Here is a 17,382-nt window from a genome sequence, read left to right as displayed (position 1 = left end):
CCCTTTTTGCGGACCGCTTGCGGTCGTTCTCGTCCAGCAGTATCTTCCTGATACGCATAAACCGGGGAGTAACTTCCACGTATTCATCTTCCTTGATATACTCCAGGGCCTCTTCCAGACTGAAAATTACGGGAGGAGCCAGCTGGGCCTTGTCGTCGGTGCCCGAGGCACGCACGTTGGTGAGTTTCTTCGATTTGGTGACATTCACTACCAGGTCGCCTTCCTTGGTGTGTTCGCCTACCACTTGTCCGGCATATACATCGGTTTGTGGCTCGATAAAAAAGCGGCCCCTGTCTTGTAGTTTGTCCAGTGCATAGGCATAGGCATTTCCTGACTCGCCGGCAATGATGGAGCCGTTGAGCCGTTTTTCGATGGTTCCTTTCCAGGGTTGAAACTCCAGAAAGCGGTGTGCCATGATGGCTTCCCCGGCAGAGAGGGTGAGCACAACGTTGTTCAGCCCGATGATGCCCCGTGAAGGGATGACAAATTCCATGTGCATACGGTCGCCTTTATTTTCCATGGAGAGAAGCTCTCCCTTACGGCGGGTAATCACATCAATGATCTTGCTGGCCGACTCTTCGGGAAGGTTCACGGTGAGTTGCTCTACCGGTTCATGCTTTTCCCCGGCAATCTCTTTGATGATCACCTGTGGCTGGCCTACCTGCAGTTCGTAACCTTCGCGGCGCATGGTTTCGATCAGCACCGAGAGGTGCAACACACCGCGGCCGTATACGATCCACGAGTCGGAGCTGTCTGTCTCCTCCACGCGAAGCGCCAGGTTCTTATCCAGTTCGCGCATCAACCGTTCGTAGATATGGCGTGAGGTGACGTATTTCCCGTCCTGACCGAAGAAAGGAGAATTGTTGATGGTGAACAGCATCGACATGGTCGGCTCGTCGATGGCAATGGGGTCGAGCGGTTCCGGCTTTTCCAGGTCGGTGATGCTGTCGCCGATTTCAAATCCGTCAATACCGATCAGCGCGCAGATATCGCCGGAGGTCACTTCGTCGACCTTCGACCTTCCCAGTCCCTCGAATACGTCTACTTCCTTAATGCGGATCTTCCTGATGCTGCCGTCGCGTTTGCAAAGTGCATAATCCTTGTTGATGAGGATGGCGCCACGGTGCACGCGTCCCACGGCGATACGTCCCACATAGTTGGAATAATCGAGTGAGGTGATGAGCATCTGGGGGGTCCCTTCCAGTGTTTTGGGGGCAGGGATATATTTGAGGATGGCATCGAGCAGCGGAATGATGTCGCCCGAGGGCTTCTTCCAGTTGTCCGACATCCAACCCTGTTTGGCAGATCCGTAAATGGTGGGAAAGTCGAGCTGATCTTCGGTGGCGTTGAGGCTGAACATCAGGTCGAACACCTCTTCCTGCACCTCTTCGGGGCGGCAGTTGGGCTTGTCCACCTTGTTAATCACCAGGATGGGTTTCAGCCCGATCTCCAGTGCTTTATGCAGCACAAAACGTGTCTGTGGCATGGGGCCTTCAAAGGCGTCGACAACCAGCAGACATCCGTCGGCCATGTTCAGTACGCGCTCCACCTCCCCGCCAAAGTCGGCGTGTCCGGGTGTGTCAATGATGTTTATCTTGGTGTCCTTATAACGGATGGAAACATTCTTGGAGAGGATGGTGATGCCACGTTCCCGTTCCAGGTCGTTGTTATCCAGAATCAGGTCGTCGTTCTGTTTGTTGTCCCGGAAAAGGTGGCCAGCCATCAACATTTTATCCACCAGCGTGGTCTTACCATGATCCACGTGGGCAATGATGGCAATATTACGGATATTTTGCATGAAAACAATCTTTTTAGGCCACAAAGGTACGGATTTTCAGCGACAATATGAGTATATGGAACTTTATTTGTGTGTCGTTTTGCAGACAAACAGCATGGGGTTGTTTTTTTTGCTGGGGTAAGTGTTTGTTTTTTAATTCTATTGTGTACATTTGCGTCTCTGCGGCTAGCTGCCCTTCTTTGATAACATTTCCTGCATACAAAATAAAGCAAGTTTCGGGTTTTGCAACAGCTACATTATCCGGATATTTGCAGCATAAAATTCATATTTCATGTACGAACAGCAACAACTTAATTACAACCGGATTGCCGAAGCAATTGAATACATAAAAAATAATTTCAGGAAACAACCCGATCTGGACGATGTTGCCCGGCATGTACATTTAAGTCCTTTTCATTTTCAGCGTTTGTTTTGCGAATGGGCAGGAACGACGCCCAAAAAATTCTTACAGTATATCAGCATTGAACATGCCAAAAAGCTACTGAAAGAGCAACAGGCTACCCTTTTGGATACGGCTTTTGAGACAGGACTTTCGGGCACGGGGCGGCTGCACGACCTTTTCATCGGAATTGAGGGGATGACGCCGGCAGAATACAAAAACGGAGGTGAAAAACTTCTCATAAATTACAGCTTTTCCAAAAGCCCCTTCGGTAATGTGATCGTGGCTTCAACGCCAAAAGGAGTTTGCTATATGGCTTTTGACGACGATGAGACCAATGCGTTCGGCTATTTGAGACGACAATTTCCCAGCGCTGTTTTTCAACGAAAGCCGGATTTGATGCAACAAAACGCGTTGTCCATTTTTCAAAACGACTGGAGCAGGCTGCCCGAAATAAAACTACACCTGAAAGGAACCGATTTCCAATTGAAAGTATGGGAGGCGCTTTTGAAAATTCCCATGGGGAAGCTCTCCACCTACGGACGGGTTGCCGCCCACATAAAGAATGCCGGTGCTTCCAGGGCAGTTGGCACGGCCATCGGCAGCAATCCTGTTTCCTATCTTATTCCCTGTCATCGAGTTATTCAATCGTCGGGAAGTATTGGTGGTTATATGTGGGGCAACACCCGTAAAACCGCCATGATTGGTTGGGAATGTGCTAAAACGGACTCGATGGAAATATAGCGGGCTGTACGGACCACAAACACCGCCGGGAGAGAATGTCGGGTTGCCGGAATGCAAAACACTGAAAAAAATAGGAAGGCAATAAATCAGGAAAATAGGCTCCCGGCTAAGTTTTCGTTTGTGTAAACAGATGGTTTTTGTATCTTTGTGAGCTTAAACAGTAATATTTTTCAGATCATCATCAAATGGACTTACGCAGATTTTTCATTGTATCGGCCCTATCTGTTTTTATTGGAATGTTAACCGGTACATCGTTGCCTCTCACCGCACAGAACCCTCCTGTCTCGAACAGCGATAAAATTATTGAAGAGCCTGATATTGTGCCGATGTATGTAGGCGGCACTGCCGAAATGCACCGCTTTATCTCAAATACGTTGAGCTATCCGGCCGATGCAGTTGCGCGTGATGCCCAGGGGTTAGTCGTGTATACCTTCGTGGTGGAAAAAGACGGAACGCTTTCCAATTTTAATATCATCCATCGTGCCGACTCGCTTCTCAACAAGGAGGCATTGCGTATTTTACAGAATATGCCGCCGTGGCGTCCTGCAAGGTATAAAGGAGAGATAGTGCGGTCCGAAACCTATGTACCTATGTATTTCAGGCTGAATAAAAATGCCCGTGTGGCTTCGAAAAGTACCGGTCAACCTTCCAGCTCCGCCACCGCGAAGGCTTATGCCAAAACCGACAAGGAGATCATTGAAAACCAAGAAATCTACACCATTGTGGATAAGATGCCGCGATACGCTCATGGCGAAACAGGCCTTGGTGATTTTATCTCCCATAACATCCGTTACCCGCGTGAAGCGCTGCAGGAGGGAATTCAGGGAAGGATCCTATGCTCGTTTATCGTAGCAGCCGACGGCTCCGTATCGAACATTGAAGTGGTGGATGGGTTGAATCCCCTGCTGAACGACGAGGCAGTAAGGGTACTTGGACTGATGCCGAAATGGATCCCGGGTGAAAACGGGGGTGAAAAGGTGAACGTAAAATGTCTTTTGCCGATTGATTTTGCTATCGACGAAGATCCGATTCCTCCTCTGACACAGAGCCGCCCATAACCCAGCGAAAGGTAAGTTTACTGGAAATGCCGGATAGATTATCCGGTAGCAGGGCAGGGGATGTGTGTGGATTATTGCAGGGTGAAGTGCATTTCGCGGAGCCCGTTGTAAGTCTGGATGAATAGCCGGAAAGAAACGGGAGTTCCGTTTTGGGTATGCAGGCTGCTGAGCAGGAAGGAAACGTACATTATTTGCGGGTAGCCGGGAGGATCATCCTCCCGGGAATGACTGAAGTATAGATCTGCCGAGGGTGAGGAGCTATCGCGAAACAGTGCCACCTTGTGTGGTTTGCTGTGATATTCGGTTTCGATAACCATGTTGAGATAACCGCCCGCCACCCAGATGCTTTGAATTTTGACCGGATCTTTTGTGTACCTTTCCGGAAAACCTTCCGACTGTATTGCTCCTGTGAAGATGTTGGTGACCTGATTGATCTTGACCGTATCTCCCTGCAAGGGGACATAGTTGAAAATTACGCGTTGACCCTCGTCACCCGTATAGTCTGTTTCTTGGGGAACAAGCAGCCTGCCGTTGTCCAACAGGAAACGGTAGCCCGCAGCCTCCTTTTTCACAGTGGCAAAATCCACGAAATAATTGTCCAGGCGTTTTGGATCCTTTTCACAACCGGTTACCGGCAACAAAAGGAGAGCAATACACAGGGCAAAGAGGGCAGGTTTCATTTTCATCCACTTTTTCAGAGAACCCGGAGGTTGTTTTTGACGGTGTTTCCGTACATCTCTATTATTTTTTTCCGGAGAAAAGTCTCGTCTTTTTCTGGAATATCAATTTTTTTGATTTGTGTGCGCAGGTATTTGTCGAAATTCTGTTCATCTTCTGCGGTATATTCCGATGCGAACCTGTTTGTGTTGCTCATCCGGTCGTATGCTACATAATTGAACGGGAAGAAGGAGTAGTTGCGGTAGATCTCCTTGTCGATGATGTCGGCTACCTTTTCCAGCAACTCGTTGCGTGGGGTATCGGCAGGAAAAGCTTCGATCAGCGGATTGATGCAGGAGCCAAACCGGAAATGGACACGGCCCTTGAATCCCATGATTCCGGTGAGCATATTTTCGATGTCATCGGCATTGCTTTTTTTGTGTGTCGGATTGTCTCGCTTGAGCTGAAACTCCTTGGCTTTCAGATAGTCACAGGGGTCCAACTCGTAAGATATTGACAGGGGAATGATCTGCAGGTGTTTCAATGCATCGACAGGATGGGTGCTGTCGTGCAGCGTGAGCATCTTTAGCAGGCTCACCTGTGTCTTGTCGTTTGAATCCTTTGCTCGTCCTTCCCGTTGGGCTATCCACACCGGCTGAGCCCTTTCAAACACGGTATGGTGGATGTAGCGAGAGAGGTGGGTGGATGCCTCCAGCATCTGCCTCACGGAAACACCCCGTTTCACTACGAAGCTTTTGTTGAGTCGCACCAGCTTTTCAATCCACGGGTAAATCAGCAAGTTATCACCGATGGCAATCTCGGTGGTTGGTTTTCCCTTGTCGAACATCAAAATGTTCAGGAAGGCTGCATCCAGTACAATGTCGCGGTGATTGGAAACGTAAAGGTGATTGTGTTGCTCATCTCCGTTTTCCCATCCGTAACCCTTCATTTCGGTGGTTGTCCGGTCAATAAGCTTGTGCATAACCGGATAAATGATGTTACGCTGAAAGTCCTGCTTCGAGTTACAGCTACTCATGGCAGCCGAAAACTGTTCCCAGGTGAATGGCTTAACGAATGGCTCCACTGCACGCCTAAAATACAGGTCGTCAAGAAGCAGAGCTATGGTTTCTGCTACTTCACTGTCGTGGAGCGGCCGGATGTCGTCGAAAAGGTTGGTTGTTGTTTCCATCATCAGGAGATTTATGGTAAAGCAGAACTTGCTTCCCTTGCTTTTTTGTATTCTGTTTCAATGATGCCTGTCAGGATATCTGTCATGGATAGTCCCGCTGCCGCCGCCTGCTGGGGGATAAAGCTGGTGGATGTCATTCCGGGTGTGGTGTTCACTTCAAGAAGGACAGGTTGGTTATCGGAAATAATGTAGTCGGCCCGGATGATCCCTTTTGCACCGATCAGCCGGTATATTTTTTCGGTCTCCCGTTGAATGGTCAGCGTGAGTCCGTCGGATATCCGTGCCGGCGTGATCTCCTCCACCTGACCGTTGTACTTGGCATTGAAATCGAAGAATTCGTTGGTAGTTACCACCTCGGTCAGCGGCAGTGCGGTGAACCCTTTGTCGGTTTCAAAACAGCCACAGGTCACCTCTGTACCCGCGATAAAACTCTCGATAATTACCTCCGGTGCTTCCAGAAAGGCATCTTCAACCGCTTTTTCCAGTTGTGACGCCTCTTTTACCTTGGCGGTGGCGAAGCTCGACCCGCCCACATTGGGCTTTACGAAAAGCGGTAAGCCAAGTCCGGAGACAATATCTCCGGGACGGAACGGATCGTTTCTTCTCAGAATTACCGAGTCGGCCACCCTGATGCCGAAGCTTTTCAGAAAGTGGTTGCAGGTGAACTTGTTGAATGTGAGTGCCGATGCCAGTACCCCACAGTTTGAATAGGGGATGCCCAGCATATCGAAATAGCCCTGCAACGTGCCGTCTTCGCCGGGAGTGCCGTGGATGGTGATATAGGCAAAGTGGATCTTGACCGTTTGCCCGTTAGCCACGAAGCTGAAATCATTTTTGTTGATGGGAATAGTGACCCCGTGGTATTCTGCCTCCCACGATGTGCGATCGATCTTCACCTTGAAGATGTTGTATCTAATCTTGTCGAGGAAGGAGTATATGCCGGCGGCGCTTTTTTCGGAAATCACCTTCTCTGAGGAATATCCGCCCCACACGATGGCGATATTTTTGTTCATGCAATTATTATATGTTTGTTTTTCACTCAATTTGTTCTCTCGATGCCGTGTATATACGCCAACGGTCTATGACGGCCTGCATGTCATCCGGTATGTCACTCTCAAAATGAAGCGTTTCTCTTGTAGCCGGATGTATGAATCCCAGCGTGCGTGCGTGGAGGCATTGACGCGGGCAGAGGGCAAAACAATTGTACACAAATTGTTTGTATTTCGCAAAATGTGTTCCCCGAAGGATCTCGTTGCCACCATAGCGTTCGTCGTTGAACAGCGGGTGTCCCAGGTGCTTCATGTGGGCCCTTATCTGATGAGTACGGCCTGTCTCGAGCCGGCACTGGACGAGGGTGACGTAGCCAAATCGTTCCAGCACGGTGTAGTGTGTGACGGCTGCCTTGCCCTGGTCGCCTTCGGGAAAGACACGCATGACCATGCGGTCCTTCGGGTCGCGCCCTATGTGGCCCTCAATGGTTCCGTTGTCTTCAACCACATTCCCCCAAACCAACGCCACATAGAGCCGTTTGGTCTCTTTCCGGAAGAATTGAGCGGAGAGGTCGGTTTTGGCTTCGGGCGTCTTTGCAACCAGCAGCAATCCGGAGGTGTCTTTGTCAATTCTGTGTACCAACCCCATCCGGGGGTCGTCCATGCCACTAATATGATCCTGCTTCAGGTGAAAAGCCACTGCGTTGACCAGTGTGCCGGTATAATTCCCGTGTCCGGGGTGTACCACCATGCCGGCCGGTTTATTCACCACCATCAGGGTATCGTCTTCGTATACAATGTTTAGCGGAATGTCTTCGGGAAGTATCTCCAGCTCATGCCGCGGCCAGTCCATCACAATGGAGATCTCGTCGAGCGGTTTCACCCGGTAATTCGATTTTACCGGTTTTCCGTTGACCAGGATGCAGTCCGCCTCGGCAGCCTGCTGAAGCCTGTTTCGTGAGATTCCTTCAATCCGTACTGCCAGAAACTTATCGATTCGCAGCAGGTTTTGTCCTTTATCGGCTACAAATCGATAATGTTCGTACTTTTGATCTTTCTCCGGAATATCGCCTGCCAAATCATCGTCGTCATCCGGCAAAAAATCAAAATCATCCAAATCTTCTTTCGTCACAGTGCAGCCAATTAGAAAAATGAATTGTCTATTGCTCCTTCCTGCGGGTCAGAATTCCTGCCGCCGTTTTTTTCCGGTGCCACAATATATTCATCGTCCACGTTTAGGGAGTCGGCTATCGTGCCGCTGGTGATGACCAGCGTCAGGGGAGAACCTGCAGGCACTTTCTCGTCGGGCGTCAGTGTCTTTCCCCGATACTTCACGGCCACTACCAGACCTGAGTATTCGGCTGGTACCTCCTCCATGGATAGCTGTGTGAATCCCAGCGAGTTCAGCAGTGCAGAAGCCTGGCGCGTTGAGTAGTCCACCAGTCCCGGAACGGACACCTGCTGTGGAGTCCGCGAATAAATGGTGATATATATGGAGCGGCCCTCCTTCACCTTATTGCCTGCTTTGGGCGTCTGGTCGAGGATGGCGCCGGGTACGGCGTCACGCCGGTAGACGGAATCCACAATCTGGGCTTCCAGTCCTTTGCCGTGCAGAATGGTGCTTGCTTCGTTCACCTGAAGTCCCTCCAGGGTGGGAACCACCACATTCTGGCTATGCCGGGTGTAGAGACCCAACAAGAGCAATGCCAGGACAATGATCAGTATACCACAACCAATGATTATCAGCAGATTTTTCAGAATGTGATTGCCGAATATTGTTTTCTCTGTTTGTTTTTTAGTCGTCATAACCGCGATGCTAAATAAGAATGCTTATTGCTGGTGCAAAAGTACAAAAAAAATAACAGTGAGGAGGTAAGGAATAGAAAAAGAGATGAAGCGAAGCGAAAAGGAGATGGCCGGGAAACACAAAAACAGGAATGTGGATCTCCGCATTCCTGTTTTTGTATGTTGTTCCGATCTTCTGCAAAAGCAGAGGGCGGATTTGTTCTGGAGGCGCCACCCTTATATATAGGGAAAGAGGGCACCGGTGGGCAATCTTCGCTTAATATTCGTCCGACACGGTCAATCTTGCTCTGCCTTTAGCCCGACGAGAAGCAAGCACTTTTCTTCCGTTTTTAGTAGTCATTCTGGAGCGGAACCCGTGTTTGTTTTTTCTCTTTCTGTTAGAGGGTTGAAATGTTCTTTTCATATGTTTATTCTATTATAGTTGCTGTCTACATTATTTACGGGCGCAAAATTAGGAAAAAAAAATGGAAGAACCAATTTTTAAAACGGATAAAAAAAACAGACTTCCGTTTTTGTCCCCCGGGATGCGTATTTGTGAAAAAAACAGAAAAAATGGGGGGAATGTTTTGCTGTTAAAAAAAAACATTCTATATTTGCACCCGCAATTCGGACATCGATCCGGTCAAAGTGAGGTTCACGCCTACAAAAGGCCCATTCGTCTATCGGTTAGGACGCAAGATTTTCATTCTTGAAAGAGGGGTTCGACTCCCCTATGGGCTACAAGTATAAAAGAAATAAATTTACGCGTCAATCAAATGGCAAATCACAAATCATCAGAAAAGAGAATTAGACAAACCAAAGTGCGTCGGTTGACCAACAGGTATGCATCTCGTACAACGAGGGGGCAGGTTCGCAAACTGCGTGGCATTACATCGAAGGAAGAAGCTCAGAAAATGTATCCCGAAGTTTGTTCCATGTTGGATAAGTTGGCGAAGAAGAACGTGATTCACCAAAATAAAGCCAACAACCTGAAATCGAAATTAGCTGCACACGTGAACAGTTTAAGCTGATTTCTGATTGTTATAAATTTACAGAAAGCCGGTCATTTATTGCTCGGCTTTTTTGTGCATGTGGTATCCTCAATTAAAAAAATATGATCAAGCATCTGGTGTTGTTTAAGCTGGCCGATCAGGCAGAAGGGAAGACGAAAGCTGAAAATGCACTTATCATTAAAGAAAGGTTGGAGGCATTGAGGCAGGTGATCCCCGAAATAAAGAAGATGGAAGTAAGTGTGAATCATGTCGATGCGGCCGGCGACAATTATGACGTGGTGCTCGATAGTGAGTTTGAGTCGCTCGCCGATCTAAAGATTTATGCCGAACATCCCGCACATTTGCAGGTAGGCGCTTTCGTCGCAAAAGTGCGGACAGCCAGGGCGGCAATAGATTATCTCCTCTAGTCGGGCTTTCCTCATTCGATTGTCATGCAGAGCGGGCCAGAGGTCCGCTTTTCTTTTTTTTGTGCCCTTTGCTGATGGCTTCTAAAAAAAGCAAAAAGGATTGGAAAAGAGGTGGATTTTTCGTACATTTGCTTGTTTTTATTACAGCCGTTAAACCGGGTGTAAACCGTTAATTCAAAGAGATATTTTAACAAAACAAATCAGCATGTCAGAAGAAGAAAGAAGATCCTCAAGCGGAGAGTATTCCGCCCAGAATATCCAGGTGCTTGAAGGACTTGAGGCGGTGCGCAAGCGTCCGGCAATGTATATTGGCGATGTGAGCGAAAAGGGGCTTCATCATTTGGTGTACGAGGTGGTGGATAACTCCATCGACGAAGCACTTGCCGGATATTGTACCGAAATAAATGTCATCATCAACGAAGATAACTCTATTACGGTTAAGGACAACGGACGGGGGATTCCGGTGGATTTTCACGAGAAGGAAAAAAAATCGGCTCTGGAGGTAGTGCTTACCGTGCTGCATGCAGGGGGGAAATTCGATAAGGGTTCTTACAAAGTTTCCGGAGGGCTTCACGGTGTGGGTGTTTCCTGTGTGAATGCTCTCTCCATTTATTTAAAGGCAGAGGTTCGCAAGAACGGAAAAATATACGTGCAGGAATATTCACAGGGCAAGCCATACAGCGATGTGAATATTGTCGGCGAGACAAAGGATACGGGAACGATCATCACCTTTAAACCGGACGAGGCCATTTTCAACGTCCTTGAGTATCGGTACGATATCCTGGCCACCCGCCTGCGGGAACTGGCCTTTTTGAATGCAGGACTTACGTTGACGCTTACTGATAAAAGGACTCACCGCGAAGACGGATCCTACAAGACTGAACGTTTCTATTCCGAAACGGGATTGGAAGAGTTCGTGATTTATATCGACAAGAACAAAGATTCGCTTATCCAGACACCCATTCACATTGTAACAGAGAAAAACGGGATTCCCATAGAGATCGCGATGACCTATAACGATACGTACAACGAGAACATATTCTCGTATGTAAATAACATCAACACGATTGAAGGAGGGACCCATCTTACCGGTTTCAGGAGAGGCTTGTCGCGCACACTGAAGAAGTATGCCGAAGACTCCAAAATGTTGGAGAAGGTAAAGGTGGAAATCAGTGGTGACGACTTCCGCGAAGGGCTCACAGCCGTGCTCTCGGTGAAGGTGGCCGAGCCGCAGTTTGAGGGACAAACCAAAACCAAGCTGGGGAACAACGAAGTAATCGGGGCCGTAGACCAGGCCATCGGCGAAGCACTGAAGTACTATCTGGAAGAACATCCCCGGGAAGCAAAAGTGATTGTGGAGAAGGTGATTCTTGCAGCTACAGCCCGTCAGGCCGCTCGCAAGGCACGGGAGATGGTGCAGCGCAAATCACCGTTGTCCGGAGCAGGATTGCCCGGCAAGCTGGCCGATTGTTCCAGCAAGGATCCCGAGCTGAGCGAGATCTTCCTTGTGGAGGGTGACTCTGCAGGGGGTACCGCCAAGCAGGGGCGCAACCGGATGTTTCAGGCTATTCTTCCCTTGCGCGGGAAAATATTGAATGTGGAGAAGGCGATGCCGCACAAGGTGCTGGAGAGCGACGAGATTAAGAATATCTACACGGCACTGGGAGTCACCATCGGCACGGAAGAGGATTCCAAGGAACTCAACATTTCGAAGTTGCGGTATCACAAAATTATTCTGATGACCGACGCCGACGTCGATGGCAGCCATATTGATACGCTGATCCTTACCTTCTTCTTCCGCTACATGCGTACGCTCATTGAAAACGGATATGTCTATATTGCCACGCCGCCGCTTTACCTGTGTAAGAAGGGCAAAGTAGAGGAGTATTGCTACAACGAACGCCAGCGGAAAGAGTTTATCGACAAATATGGCGACGGTAACGAGAACTCCATCCATACACAACGATACAAGGGTCTTGGTGAAATGAACGCCGAGCAGCTTTGGAGCACCACGATGAATCCCGAACATCGCTTGCTGAAGCAGGTGACAATTGAAAATGCCGCCGATGCGGATATCATCTTCACCATGTTGATGGGAGAGGAGGTTGCACCGCGACGGGAGTTCATTGAAGAAAATGCTACCTATGCAAATATCGACGCGTAAGCATGCTCACTCTTCTGAGTGGTGCTGTCCTTCGTGATGGCGCGTTAATAAATGGTTCGACATGATACGTCCTCCCTCTCTGCAAATAAATGATACAGCTGTCATCCTTTCCCCTGCGGGAAAGATTGACAGCTGTATGGTACATGATGCGGCCGCGGTCTTGAAGAGCTGGGGACTGCAGCCCATCATTGCCGATCATACGCTGTCTGATGCCGGCCGTTTCAGCGGATCGGTGGAAGAGAGACTGGGCGACCTTCAACAGGCTTTTGACGATCCGGCAGTGAAGCTTGTTCTCTGCTCCCGTGGCGGATACGGTACGGTTCATTTACTCAGCAGGCTCGATTTTGCAGGGATCAGAAAAAATCCAAAATGGGTGGTCGGCTTTAGCGATATCACTGCCCTGCATGCAGCCTTGCAGCATAATGGCATTGCTTCGGTGCATGGCCCCATGGCCAAACATTTTTCTGACGAGGGTGAAGGAGACAGATCTCTCCGTTATATCAGATCCCTGCTTGCGGGGCAATCGGTGGAATATCGTATTCCTGTGACGGAAGGTTCCCCGAACCGGGAAGGTTCCGCTGCCGGAAGCCTTTTTGGGGGAAATTTATCTGTTTTTTGCGGTTTGCTGGGTTCTCCGTATGCAAAGATACCTCATCGGGGTATTTTGTTTATTGAAGATACAGGCGAAGTTCCATACCGGGTGGACCGGATGATTTGGCAGTTAAAGCTTGCAGGTGCTTTTGAGAGAATAAGCGGCTTGATTGTGGGGCAGTTTTCGGATTATGAAGAGGACGACCAGATGTATTTCCCGTTGAGGCAATCTATTCTGGAGGCTGTGAGAGATTGTGATTTTCCTGTCTGCTTTGATTTTCCGGTGGGACATGCAAAGCTGAACTTCCCCTTGATTATGGGTATGGATGCATCGCTGAGCATATTGCCCGATCACATTACATTCACTCAATAATAATAAGATACAATGACGATAAGTACCGAGCTTCTACTACTTATAGGGTCCATTCTGTTTTTCATCAGTATGCTGGTGGGAAAAGCAGGCCATCGCTTTGGCGTCCCGGTATTGTTGCTTTTCCTCGTTGTGGGCATGGCCTTTGGCTCCGACGGTTTTGGGCTGGTGTTTGAAAATGTGCAAACTGCCCAGACAATAGGCACCATCTGTTTGACAATTATTCTTTTTTCAGGTGGACTGGATACCAAGTTTTCGGAAATAAAGCCGGTCATCTGGCCGGGGGTGGTGCTTGCCACCCTGGGGGTGTTCATCACGGCAATCATTACAGGCTTCTTTACTTACTGGCTCTCGGGGATGATGTTTCCCGCACTGGGCATTGGCATGCTCACGGCGATGCTGCTCGCCTCTACGTTTTCCTCTACCGATTCAGCCTCCGTGTTCGGCATCTTGAGGTCCAAAGGACTGGTGCTCAAGAATAACCTGCGTCCCCTGCTTGAGCTGGAAAGCGGAAGCAACGACCCGATGGCCTATATGCTTACCGTGATGTTCATGGGTATTATCCAGTCTGGCAGCGACCCGCATATAGGCATGGTAGTCCTGAATGTTGTGATACAGTTGGTTGTGGGTGCCGGAATGGGCTTTCTCCTCGGAAAAGGAGCCGTAATCGTCATCAACCGCATCCGGATGGCCAACGCTTCCTTGTACCCCGTGCTGTTGCTGATCGTGGGAGTTTTTATATTTGCATCGACCTATTATCTGAAAGGTAATGGCTATCTCGCTGTCTATATTGCCGGGCTGGTGATCGGCAATTCAAAATTCTCGCACAAGCGTACCTCCATGAAGTTTATGGATGGTTTTGCCTGGATGAGCCAGATATTATTGTTTCTCACGCTCGGGCTGCTTGTCAACCCGGGTGAACTGCTTGATGTCCTGGTGCCGGCATTAATCATATCTTTCTTCCTTATCTTTGCCGGTCGACCGCTCACCGTTTTCCTGACACTTCTGCCGTTTCGCAAAATCGGTTTTAAAGATAAGCTGTATGTCTCGTGGGTCGGCCTGAGAGGGGCTGTACCCATCATCTTTGCCATACTTCCGCTGGCGGAAGGGATTCCTCATGCAAGATGGATCTTTAATATGGTGTTTGTTATCACGATCGTATCCCTACTTGTTCAGGGAACATCACTGCCCATTGTGGCACGATGGCTGAGGTTATCCGAAAAACCGCCTCAGTACAAGGAGTTTGAAGATTTTGACGTGGAGTTTGCCGAAGAGATCAAATCGGCCATGACAGAGATTCATATTTCCGAGGAGACCTTGCAGTATGGAAGAAACCTGATTGAGATGCCGCTGCCCGACAAGACATTGGTAGTCATGGTGAAGCGGGGAGAGCAGTATTTTGTGCCTACCGGGCAGACTGAATTGCACGCCGGAGATAAGCTGCTGGTGATTACCGACGATGAGGAGGCGCTCAAGGAGACCTATACGAATATCGGCATTTCGGACTATTCCTATCAGAAGAACAGGTGAGATGCAAGATCCGGTATTAAGAATAAAAACAGAAAACCGTCAACGGAATTCTGAAAACTAAAAAAATATATTGTAAATGAAACAACTGCGCATCTTTTCGTTTAGTGTGGTATTGATTGCAGGATTCCTCTATACGTTGTCCTGTAACTCCTGCCAGCCCAAAAAGCAAGTTGCGGAGCCAGAATTATATACTCGGCTTTCGCCCGATTTTAATGCCGACAGTGCCTATGCGTTTATACAGGCACAGGTCGATTTTGGGGCGCGCGTGCCGGGCTCACCGGCACACGAGGCTTGCGGCGATTACCTGACAGCAAAGTTAAAGAGATACGGCGCCTCGGTGATCGAACAACGTGCCAGCATCACCCATTACGACGGAAAGAATCTGCCCTTACGAAATATCGTGGCCAGCTATCAACCGGAAAAGGAAAAAAGGATATTGCTCTTTGCCCATTGGGACTCCCGCCCGTTTGCCGATGAAGAAAGTGATAGACAAAGACAACGGCAGGCAATCACCGGTGCGGACGATGGAGCAAGCGGGGTGGGGGTGCTGCTCGAAATTGCCCGTCAGCTACAACTAAAACCCCTGGAAGTTGGTGTGGACATCATCTTATTCGACCTGGAGGACTGGGGGCAGCCTTCTTTTGATGAAGAATGGGTGCAAGGCGACTGGTGGTGCCTGGGTTCTCAATACTGGTCAGAGCAGCCTCATACGGAGAACTACAAAGCAGCTTATGGCATCCTGCTGGATATGGTGGGTAGCAGCAATGCTACCTTTCGAAAAGAGGGATACTCCATGCAATATGCACCCGGCGTGGTGGAAAAGGTATGGATCACTGCAGCAAGGTTGGGATACGACAATTATTTCCTTTCCCAGAGTGGCGGATATATTACCGACGACCATTTGCCGGTAAACAAGATGAAACGTGCTCCCAGTGCCAATATCATCAATCTGAAGAACGACACGCCTACGGGCTTTGCTCCACATTGGCATACCCTCAGCGACGATATGCGCAATATCGACCGCAATACCCTGAAGGCAGTCGGCCAGACCGTCATGGAAGTGATTTTTTCAGAAAAGTAAAACAGAGAGACTCTCTCAGCAACAGAAAATAGTCAGGGAGAAAGAGCCGGCCGGATACGACGGAAAGGCCTCTCCTAATGAAAAGTGAAACAATGCAGACAATAAACGAAGTACAACAGGAGATAATTGATGAATTCAGCCTCTACGACGACTGGATGGACAAGTACGCGGTAATCATAGAACATGGCAACGCCCTGCCTTCGCTCGATGAAAAATACAAGACGCCCGAAAATATCATTGAGGGTTGCCAGAGTCGCGTGTGGCTACAAACGGACTACCGGGATGGAAAACTGTGGTTTCAGGCCGAAAGTGATGCCATCATCGTGAAGGGGCTGCTTGCTTTGGTGCTGCGTGTGTTTGACGGTCGTACGCCGGATGAAATTATTGGCACCGACCTGCGCTTCCTGAAAGAGATTGGACTCACCGAACATCTTTCGCCTACCCGTTCCAACGGGCTTCTTTCCGTAATTAAACAGATTCGCTTCTATGCCATTGCCTACAAGGCGAAGATGGAAAAAGCCTAGGGCATCATGACTGTTCGGAAATGTTGTTCCCGTTGTGGCTCATCTCTTCCGAACGGTTTCTAGCTGCATCAAGTACGCCCTCGAAATGTTTCCCGATCTTATGGTTGCGGAAATAATCCAGCCCTGCCTGGGTGGTACCTCCCTTGCTGGTGATGTTCCTGATTAGCTCCTCAATGCTGTAGTCTTTCTGATTTTGTGCAAAATAGAGGGTGGTCCCCTGCGTTAACTCCAACAATAGCTCGTCCAGCAAGGGCCCTGGCAGATTGAACTCTTGCATCTTCTCTTTGAAGATTTGAATGAAGGAAAGGATAAAGGCCGGGCCACTACCGAAGATGGAGGTGAACAGATCGAAACCACTCTCCTCCAGCTCCACTGCTTTGCCCAGTTTACCCAACAGTGCGTATATTTCCCTTGCCTTCTTGTCGCCGGGCCGGTTGGCGGTAAAAGCAGTAACCGATTTCCGGTAAGCCATGGCGAGGTTGGGCATGATGCGGACAATCAGCTGCTCCTTCCCCAGGTAGCGTTCAATGTGTGCGATGCTTTTTCCGGCAACAGGGGAGACAATGGTTTTTTCTTCCCTGTTGCAGGCTTTCAACTCTGTGAGAATGTCGCCCAGGTCCTGTGGTTTTACACCCAGCCATATCACGTCGGAAGCAGCTACCAGGCCCTGCATGGTATCGTAATAAGGTAGGGGGGCCTCCTTTTTGTTTCTGGCAAAGTAGGCAAACTCCATCCCTTCTTCTTCTTTCAATCCCCTGTATACTGCCCTGGCCAGATTGCCGAATCCAATAAATCCCTGTTTCATTTGTATATTATTTCTCCGGTTGCTGATCAGTATTGCCACGAAAACGGGTGAACGGTATCTCTCCCTTCATTGCCCGGAGGATGTGGTTGGCCCGCTGACCGTTCACAATCCACATCTCTACGCCATTTCTCATACAAATTTCGGCTGCATATACCTTTGACGACATGCCCCCCGTACCCAGCGTGGAGGCTTTTTCTTCGATACAATGCCTGACAGAATCCAGGTTGTCCACCTCTGCAATCAGCCTGGCATCGGAGTGGAGATGCGGGTTGTGATCGAAGATGCCGTCGATATCCGA

The 17,382-nt window shown here is 49.1% G+C and carries 17 protein-coding genes, 1 tRNA gene and 1 pseudogene; 10 read left to right on the top strand and 9 right to left on the bottom strand.

The annotated features are described in order from the left end of the window. A partial coding sequence (gene typA, locus B3Z75_RS01640) for a translational GTPase TypA (protein ID WP_294067070.1) occupies positions 1-1,798 on the bottom strand: 1,798 nt, incomplete at its 3' end. A gap of 271 nt (positions 1,799-2,069) precedes the next feature. On the opposite strand from typA, the gene B3Z75_RS01635 reads away from it, so the two are divergent. Both B3Z75_RS01635 and B3Z75_RS01630 read left to right on the top strand, forming a co-directional pair. Then, the gene (locus B3Z75_RS01635; RefSeq protein ID WP_294067068.1) at positions 2,070-2,921 is read left to right on the top strand and encodes a bifunctional helix-turn-helix domain-containing protein/methylated-DNA--[protein]-cysteine S-methyltransferase; all 852 of its coding nucleotides are present in this window, start codon (positions 2,070-2,072) and stop codon (positions 2,919-2,921) included. A 185-nt stretch (positions 2,922-3,106) separates the two neighbouring features. Continuing rightward, positions 3,107-3,979 (top strand): energy transducer TonB, encoded by an 873-nt coding sequence (locus B3Z75_RS01630; protein WP_294067066.1) that lies wholly within the window; start codon positions 3,107-3,109, stop codon positions 3,977-3,979. Between the two features lie 71 nt (positions 3,980-4,050). On the opposite strand, the gene B3Z75_RS01625 is transcribed toward B3Z75_RS01630, so the two are convergent. The 6 genes from B3Z75_RS01625 to rpmH form a co-directional block, all read right to left on the bottom strand. After that, positions 4,051-4,659 carry a hypothetical protein gene (locus B3Z75_RS01625; protein WP_294067064.1) on the bottom strand — a complete coding sequence of 203 codons (609 nt, stop codon included), beginning with the start codon at positions 4,657-4,659 and terminating at the stop codon, positions 4,051-4,053. 14 nt (positions 4,660-4,673) lie between these two features. Next, positions 4,674-5,828, bottom strand: a complete 1,155-nt coding sequence (locus B3Z75_RS01620) for a 1-acyl-sn-glycerol-3-phosphate acyltransferase (protein WP_294067062.1) — start codon at positions 5,826-5,828, stop codon at positions 4,674-4,676. 8 nt (positions 5,829-5,836) lie between these two features. Next, positions 5,837-6,838, bottom strand: a complete 1,002-nt coding sequence (locus B3Z75_RS01615; protein ID WP_294067059.1) for a D-alanine--D-alanine ligase — start codon at positions 6,836-6,838, stop codon at positions 5,837-5,839. Positions 6,839-6,860: 22 nt separating this feature from the next. After that, a complete protein-coding gene (locus B3Z75_RS01610) occupies positions 6,861-7,946 on the bottom strand; it encodes an RluA family pseudouridine synthase (RefSeq protein ID WP_414702842.1) in 1,086 nt (361 codons plus the stop codon). Between the two features lie 11 nt (positions 7,947-7,957). Beyond that, the gene (locus tag B3Z75_RS01605) at positions 7,958-8,620 is read right to left on the bottom strand and encodes a PASTA domain-containing protein (RefSeq protein ID WP_294067057.1); all 663 of its coding nucleotides are present in this window, start codon (positions 8,618-8,620) and stop codon (positions 7,958-7,960) included. Positions 8,621-8,876: 256 nt separating this feature from the next. Then, positions 8,877-9,023: a 50S ribosomal protein L34 gene (gene rpmH, locus B3Z75_RS01600; protein WP_294067055.1), complete on the bottom strand. Its 147-nt coding sequence runs from the start codon at positions 9,021-9,023 to the stop codon at positions 8,877-8,879. A gap of 245 nt (positions 9,024-9,268) precedes the next feature. Here rpmH and B3Z75_RS01595 point away from each other — a divergent pair. The 8 genes from B3Z75_RS01595 to B3Z75_RS01560 all read left to right on the top strand — a co-directional run bounded on the left by B3Z75_RS01595 (position 9,269) and on the right by B3Z75_RS01560 (position 16,279). Continuing rightward, positions 9,269-9,340: transfer RNA gene (locus B3Z75_RS01595), tRNA-Glu, on the top strand. 35 nt (positions 9,341-9,375) lie between these two features. Continuing rightward, entirely contained in the window at positions 9,376-9,630 is a 255-nt protein-coding gene (gene rpsT / locus B3Z75_RS01590) for a 30S ribosomal protein S20 (RefSeq protein ID WP_294067053.1), read from the top strand. Between the two features lie 83 nt (positions 9,631-9,713). Further along, complete coding sequence (locus B3Z75_RS01585) at positions 9,714-10,019, top strand: Dabb family protein (RefSeq protein WP_294067051.1); 306 nt, start codon at positions 9,714-9,716, stop codon at positions 10,017-10,019. Positions 10,020-10,224: 205 nt separating this feature from the next. Further along, positions 10,225-12,183, top strand: coding sequence for a DNA topoisomerase (ATP-hydrolyzing) subunit B (gyrB, locus tag B3Z75_RS01580; protein ID WP_294067049.1), 1,959 nt, complete (start codon positions 10,225-10,227; stop codon positions 12,181-12,183). 61 nt (positions 12,184-12,244) lie between these two features. After that, positions 12,245-13,147, top strand: a complete 903-nt coding sequence (locus tag B3Z75_RS01575; RefSeq protein ID WP_294067047.1) for a S66 peptidase family protein — start codon at positions 12,245-12,247, stop codon at positions 13,145-13,147. A gap of 12 nt (positions 13,148-13,159) precedes the next feature. Then, positions 13,160-14,674: a potassium/proton antiporter gene (locus B3Z75_RS01570; protein WP_294067045.1), complete on the top strand. Its 1,515-nt coding sequence runs from the start codon at positions 13,160-13,162 to the stop codon at positions 14,672-14,674. Between the two features lie 76 nt (positions 14,675-14,750). Continuing rightward, positions 14,751-15,755 (top strand): M28 family peptidase, encoded by a 1,005-nt coding sequence (locus tag B3Z75_RS01565; protein WP_294067043.1) that lies wholly within the window; start codon positions 14,751-14,753, stop codon positions 15,753-15,755. A 92-nt stretch (positions 15,756-15,847) separates the two neighbouring features. Then, positions 15,848-16,279, top strand: coding sequence for a SufE family protein (locus tag B3Z75_RS01560; protein ID WP_294067041.1), 432 nt, complete (start codon positions 15,848-15,850; stop codon positions 16,277-16,279). A 4-nt stretch (positions 16,280-16,283) separates the two neighbouring features. Here the strand turns inward: B3Z75_RS01560 and B3Z75_RS01555 are convergent, their stop codons facing one another. Further along, the gene (locus B3Z75_RS01555) at positions 16,284-17,084 is read right to left on the bottom strand and encodes a pyrroline-5-carboxylate reductase family protein (RefSeq protein WP_294067039.1); all 801 of its coding nucleotides are present in this window, start codon (positions 17,082-17,084) and stop codon (positions 16,284-16,286) included. Between the two features lie 7 nt (positions 17,085-17,091). After that, positions 17,092-17,382: pseudogene (locus B3Z75_RS01550) on the bottom strand (hypothetical protein); the annotation flags it as partial.

This window comes from Proteiniphilum sp. UBA1028 (genome assembly GCF_002316955.1).
Classification (GTDB): domain Bacteria; phylum Bacteroidota; class Bacteroidia; order Bacteroidales; family Dysgonomonadaceae; genus Proteiniphilum.
This window is presented reverse-complemented; position numbering and strand designations above follow the sequence as displayed.

What these genes read in the sequence shown, in the direction of transcription:
- B3Z75_RS01570 (WP_294067045.1), top strand. Translation starts at nt 13,160, where the DNA reads ATGACGATAAGTACCGAGCTTCTACTACTTATAGGGTCCATTCTGTTT.
- B3Z75_RS01625 (WP_294067064.1), bottom strand. Translation starts at nt 4,659, where the DNA reads ATGAAACCTGCCCTCTTTGCCCTGTGTATTGCTCTCCTTTTGTTGCCG.
- rpmH (WP_294067055.1), bottom strand. Translation starts at nt 9,023, where the DNA reads ATGAAAAGAACATTTCAACCCTCTAACAGAAAGAGAAAAAACAAACAC.
- B3Z75_RS01585 (WP_294067051.1), top strand. Translation starts at nt 9,714, where the DNA reads ATGATCAAGCATCTGGTGTTGTTTAAGCTGGCCGATCAGGCAGAAGGG.
- B3Z75_RS01560 (WP_294067041.1), top strand. Translation starts at nt 15,848, where the DNA reads ATGCAGACAATAAACGAAGTACAACAGGAGATAATTGATGAATTCAGC.
- B3Z75_RS01605 (WP_294067057.1), bottom strand. Translation starts at nt 8,620, where the DNA reads ATGACGACTAAAAAACAAACAGAGAAAACAATATTCGGCAATCACATT.
- B3Z75_RS01575 (WP_294067047.1), top strand. Translation starts at nt 12,245, where the DNA reads ATGATACGTCCTCCCTCTCTGCAAATAAATGATACAGCTGTCATCCTT.
- B3Z75_RS01615 (WP_294067059.1), bottom strand. Translation starts at nt 6,838, where the DNA reads ATGAACAAAAATATCGCCATCGTGTGGGGCGGATATTCCTCAGAGAAG.
- B3Z75_RS01565 (WP_294067043.1), top strand. Translation starts at nt 14,751, where the DNA reads ATGAAACAACTGCGCATCTTTTCGTTTAGTGTGGTATTGATTGCAGGA.
- gyrB (WP_294067049.1), top strand. Translation starts at nt 10,225, where the DNA reads ATGTCAGAAGAAGAAAGAAGATCCTCAAGCGGAGAGTATTCCGCCCAG.
- B3Z75_RS01555 (WP_294067039.1), bottom strand. Translation starts at nt 17,084, where the DNA reads ATGAAACAGGGATTTATTGGATTCGGCAATCTGGCCAGGGCAGTATAC.
- B3Z75_RS01620 (WP_294067062.1), bottom strand. Translation starts at nt 5,828, where the DNA reads ATGATGGAAACAACAACCAACCTTTTCGACGACATCCGGCCGCTCCAC.
- B3Z75_RS01635 (WP_294067068.1), top strand. Translation starts at nt 2,070, where the DNA reads ATGTACGAACAGCAACAACTTAATTACAACCGGATTGCCGAAGCAATT.
- B3Z75_RS01630 (WP_294067066.1), top strand. Translation starts at nt 3,107, where the DNA reads ATGGACTTACGCAGATTTTTCATTGTATCGGCCCTATCTGTTTTTATT.
- rpsT (WP_294067053.1), top strand. Translation starts at nt 9,376, where the DNA reads ATGGCAAATCACAAATCATCAGAAAAGAGAATTAGACAAACCAAAGTG.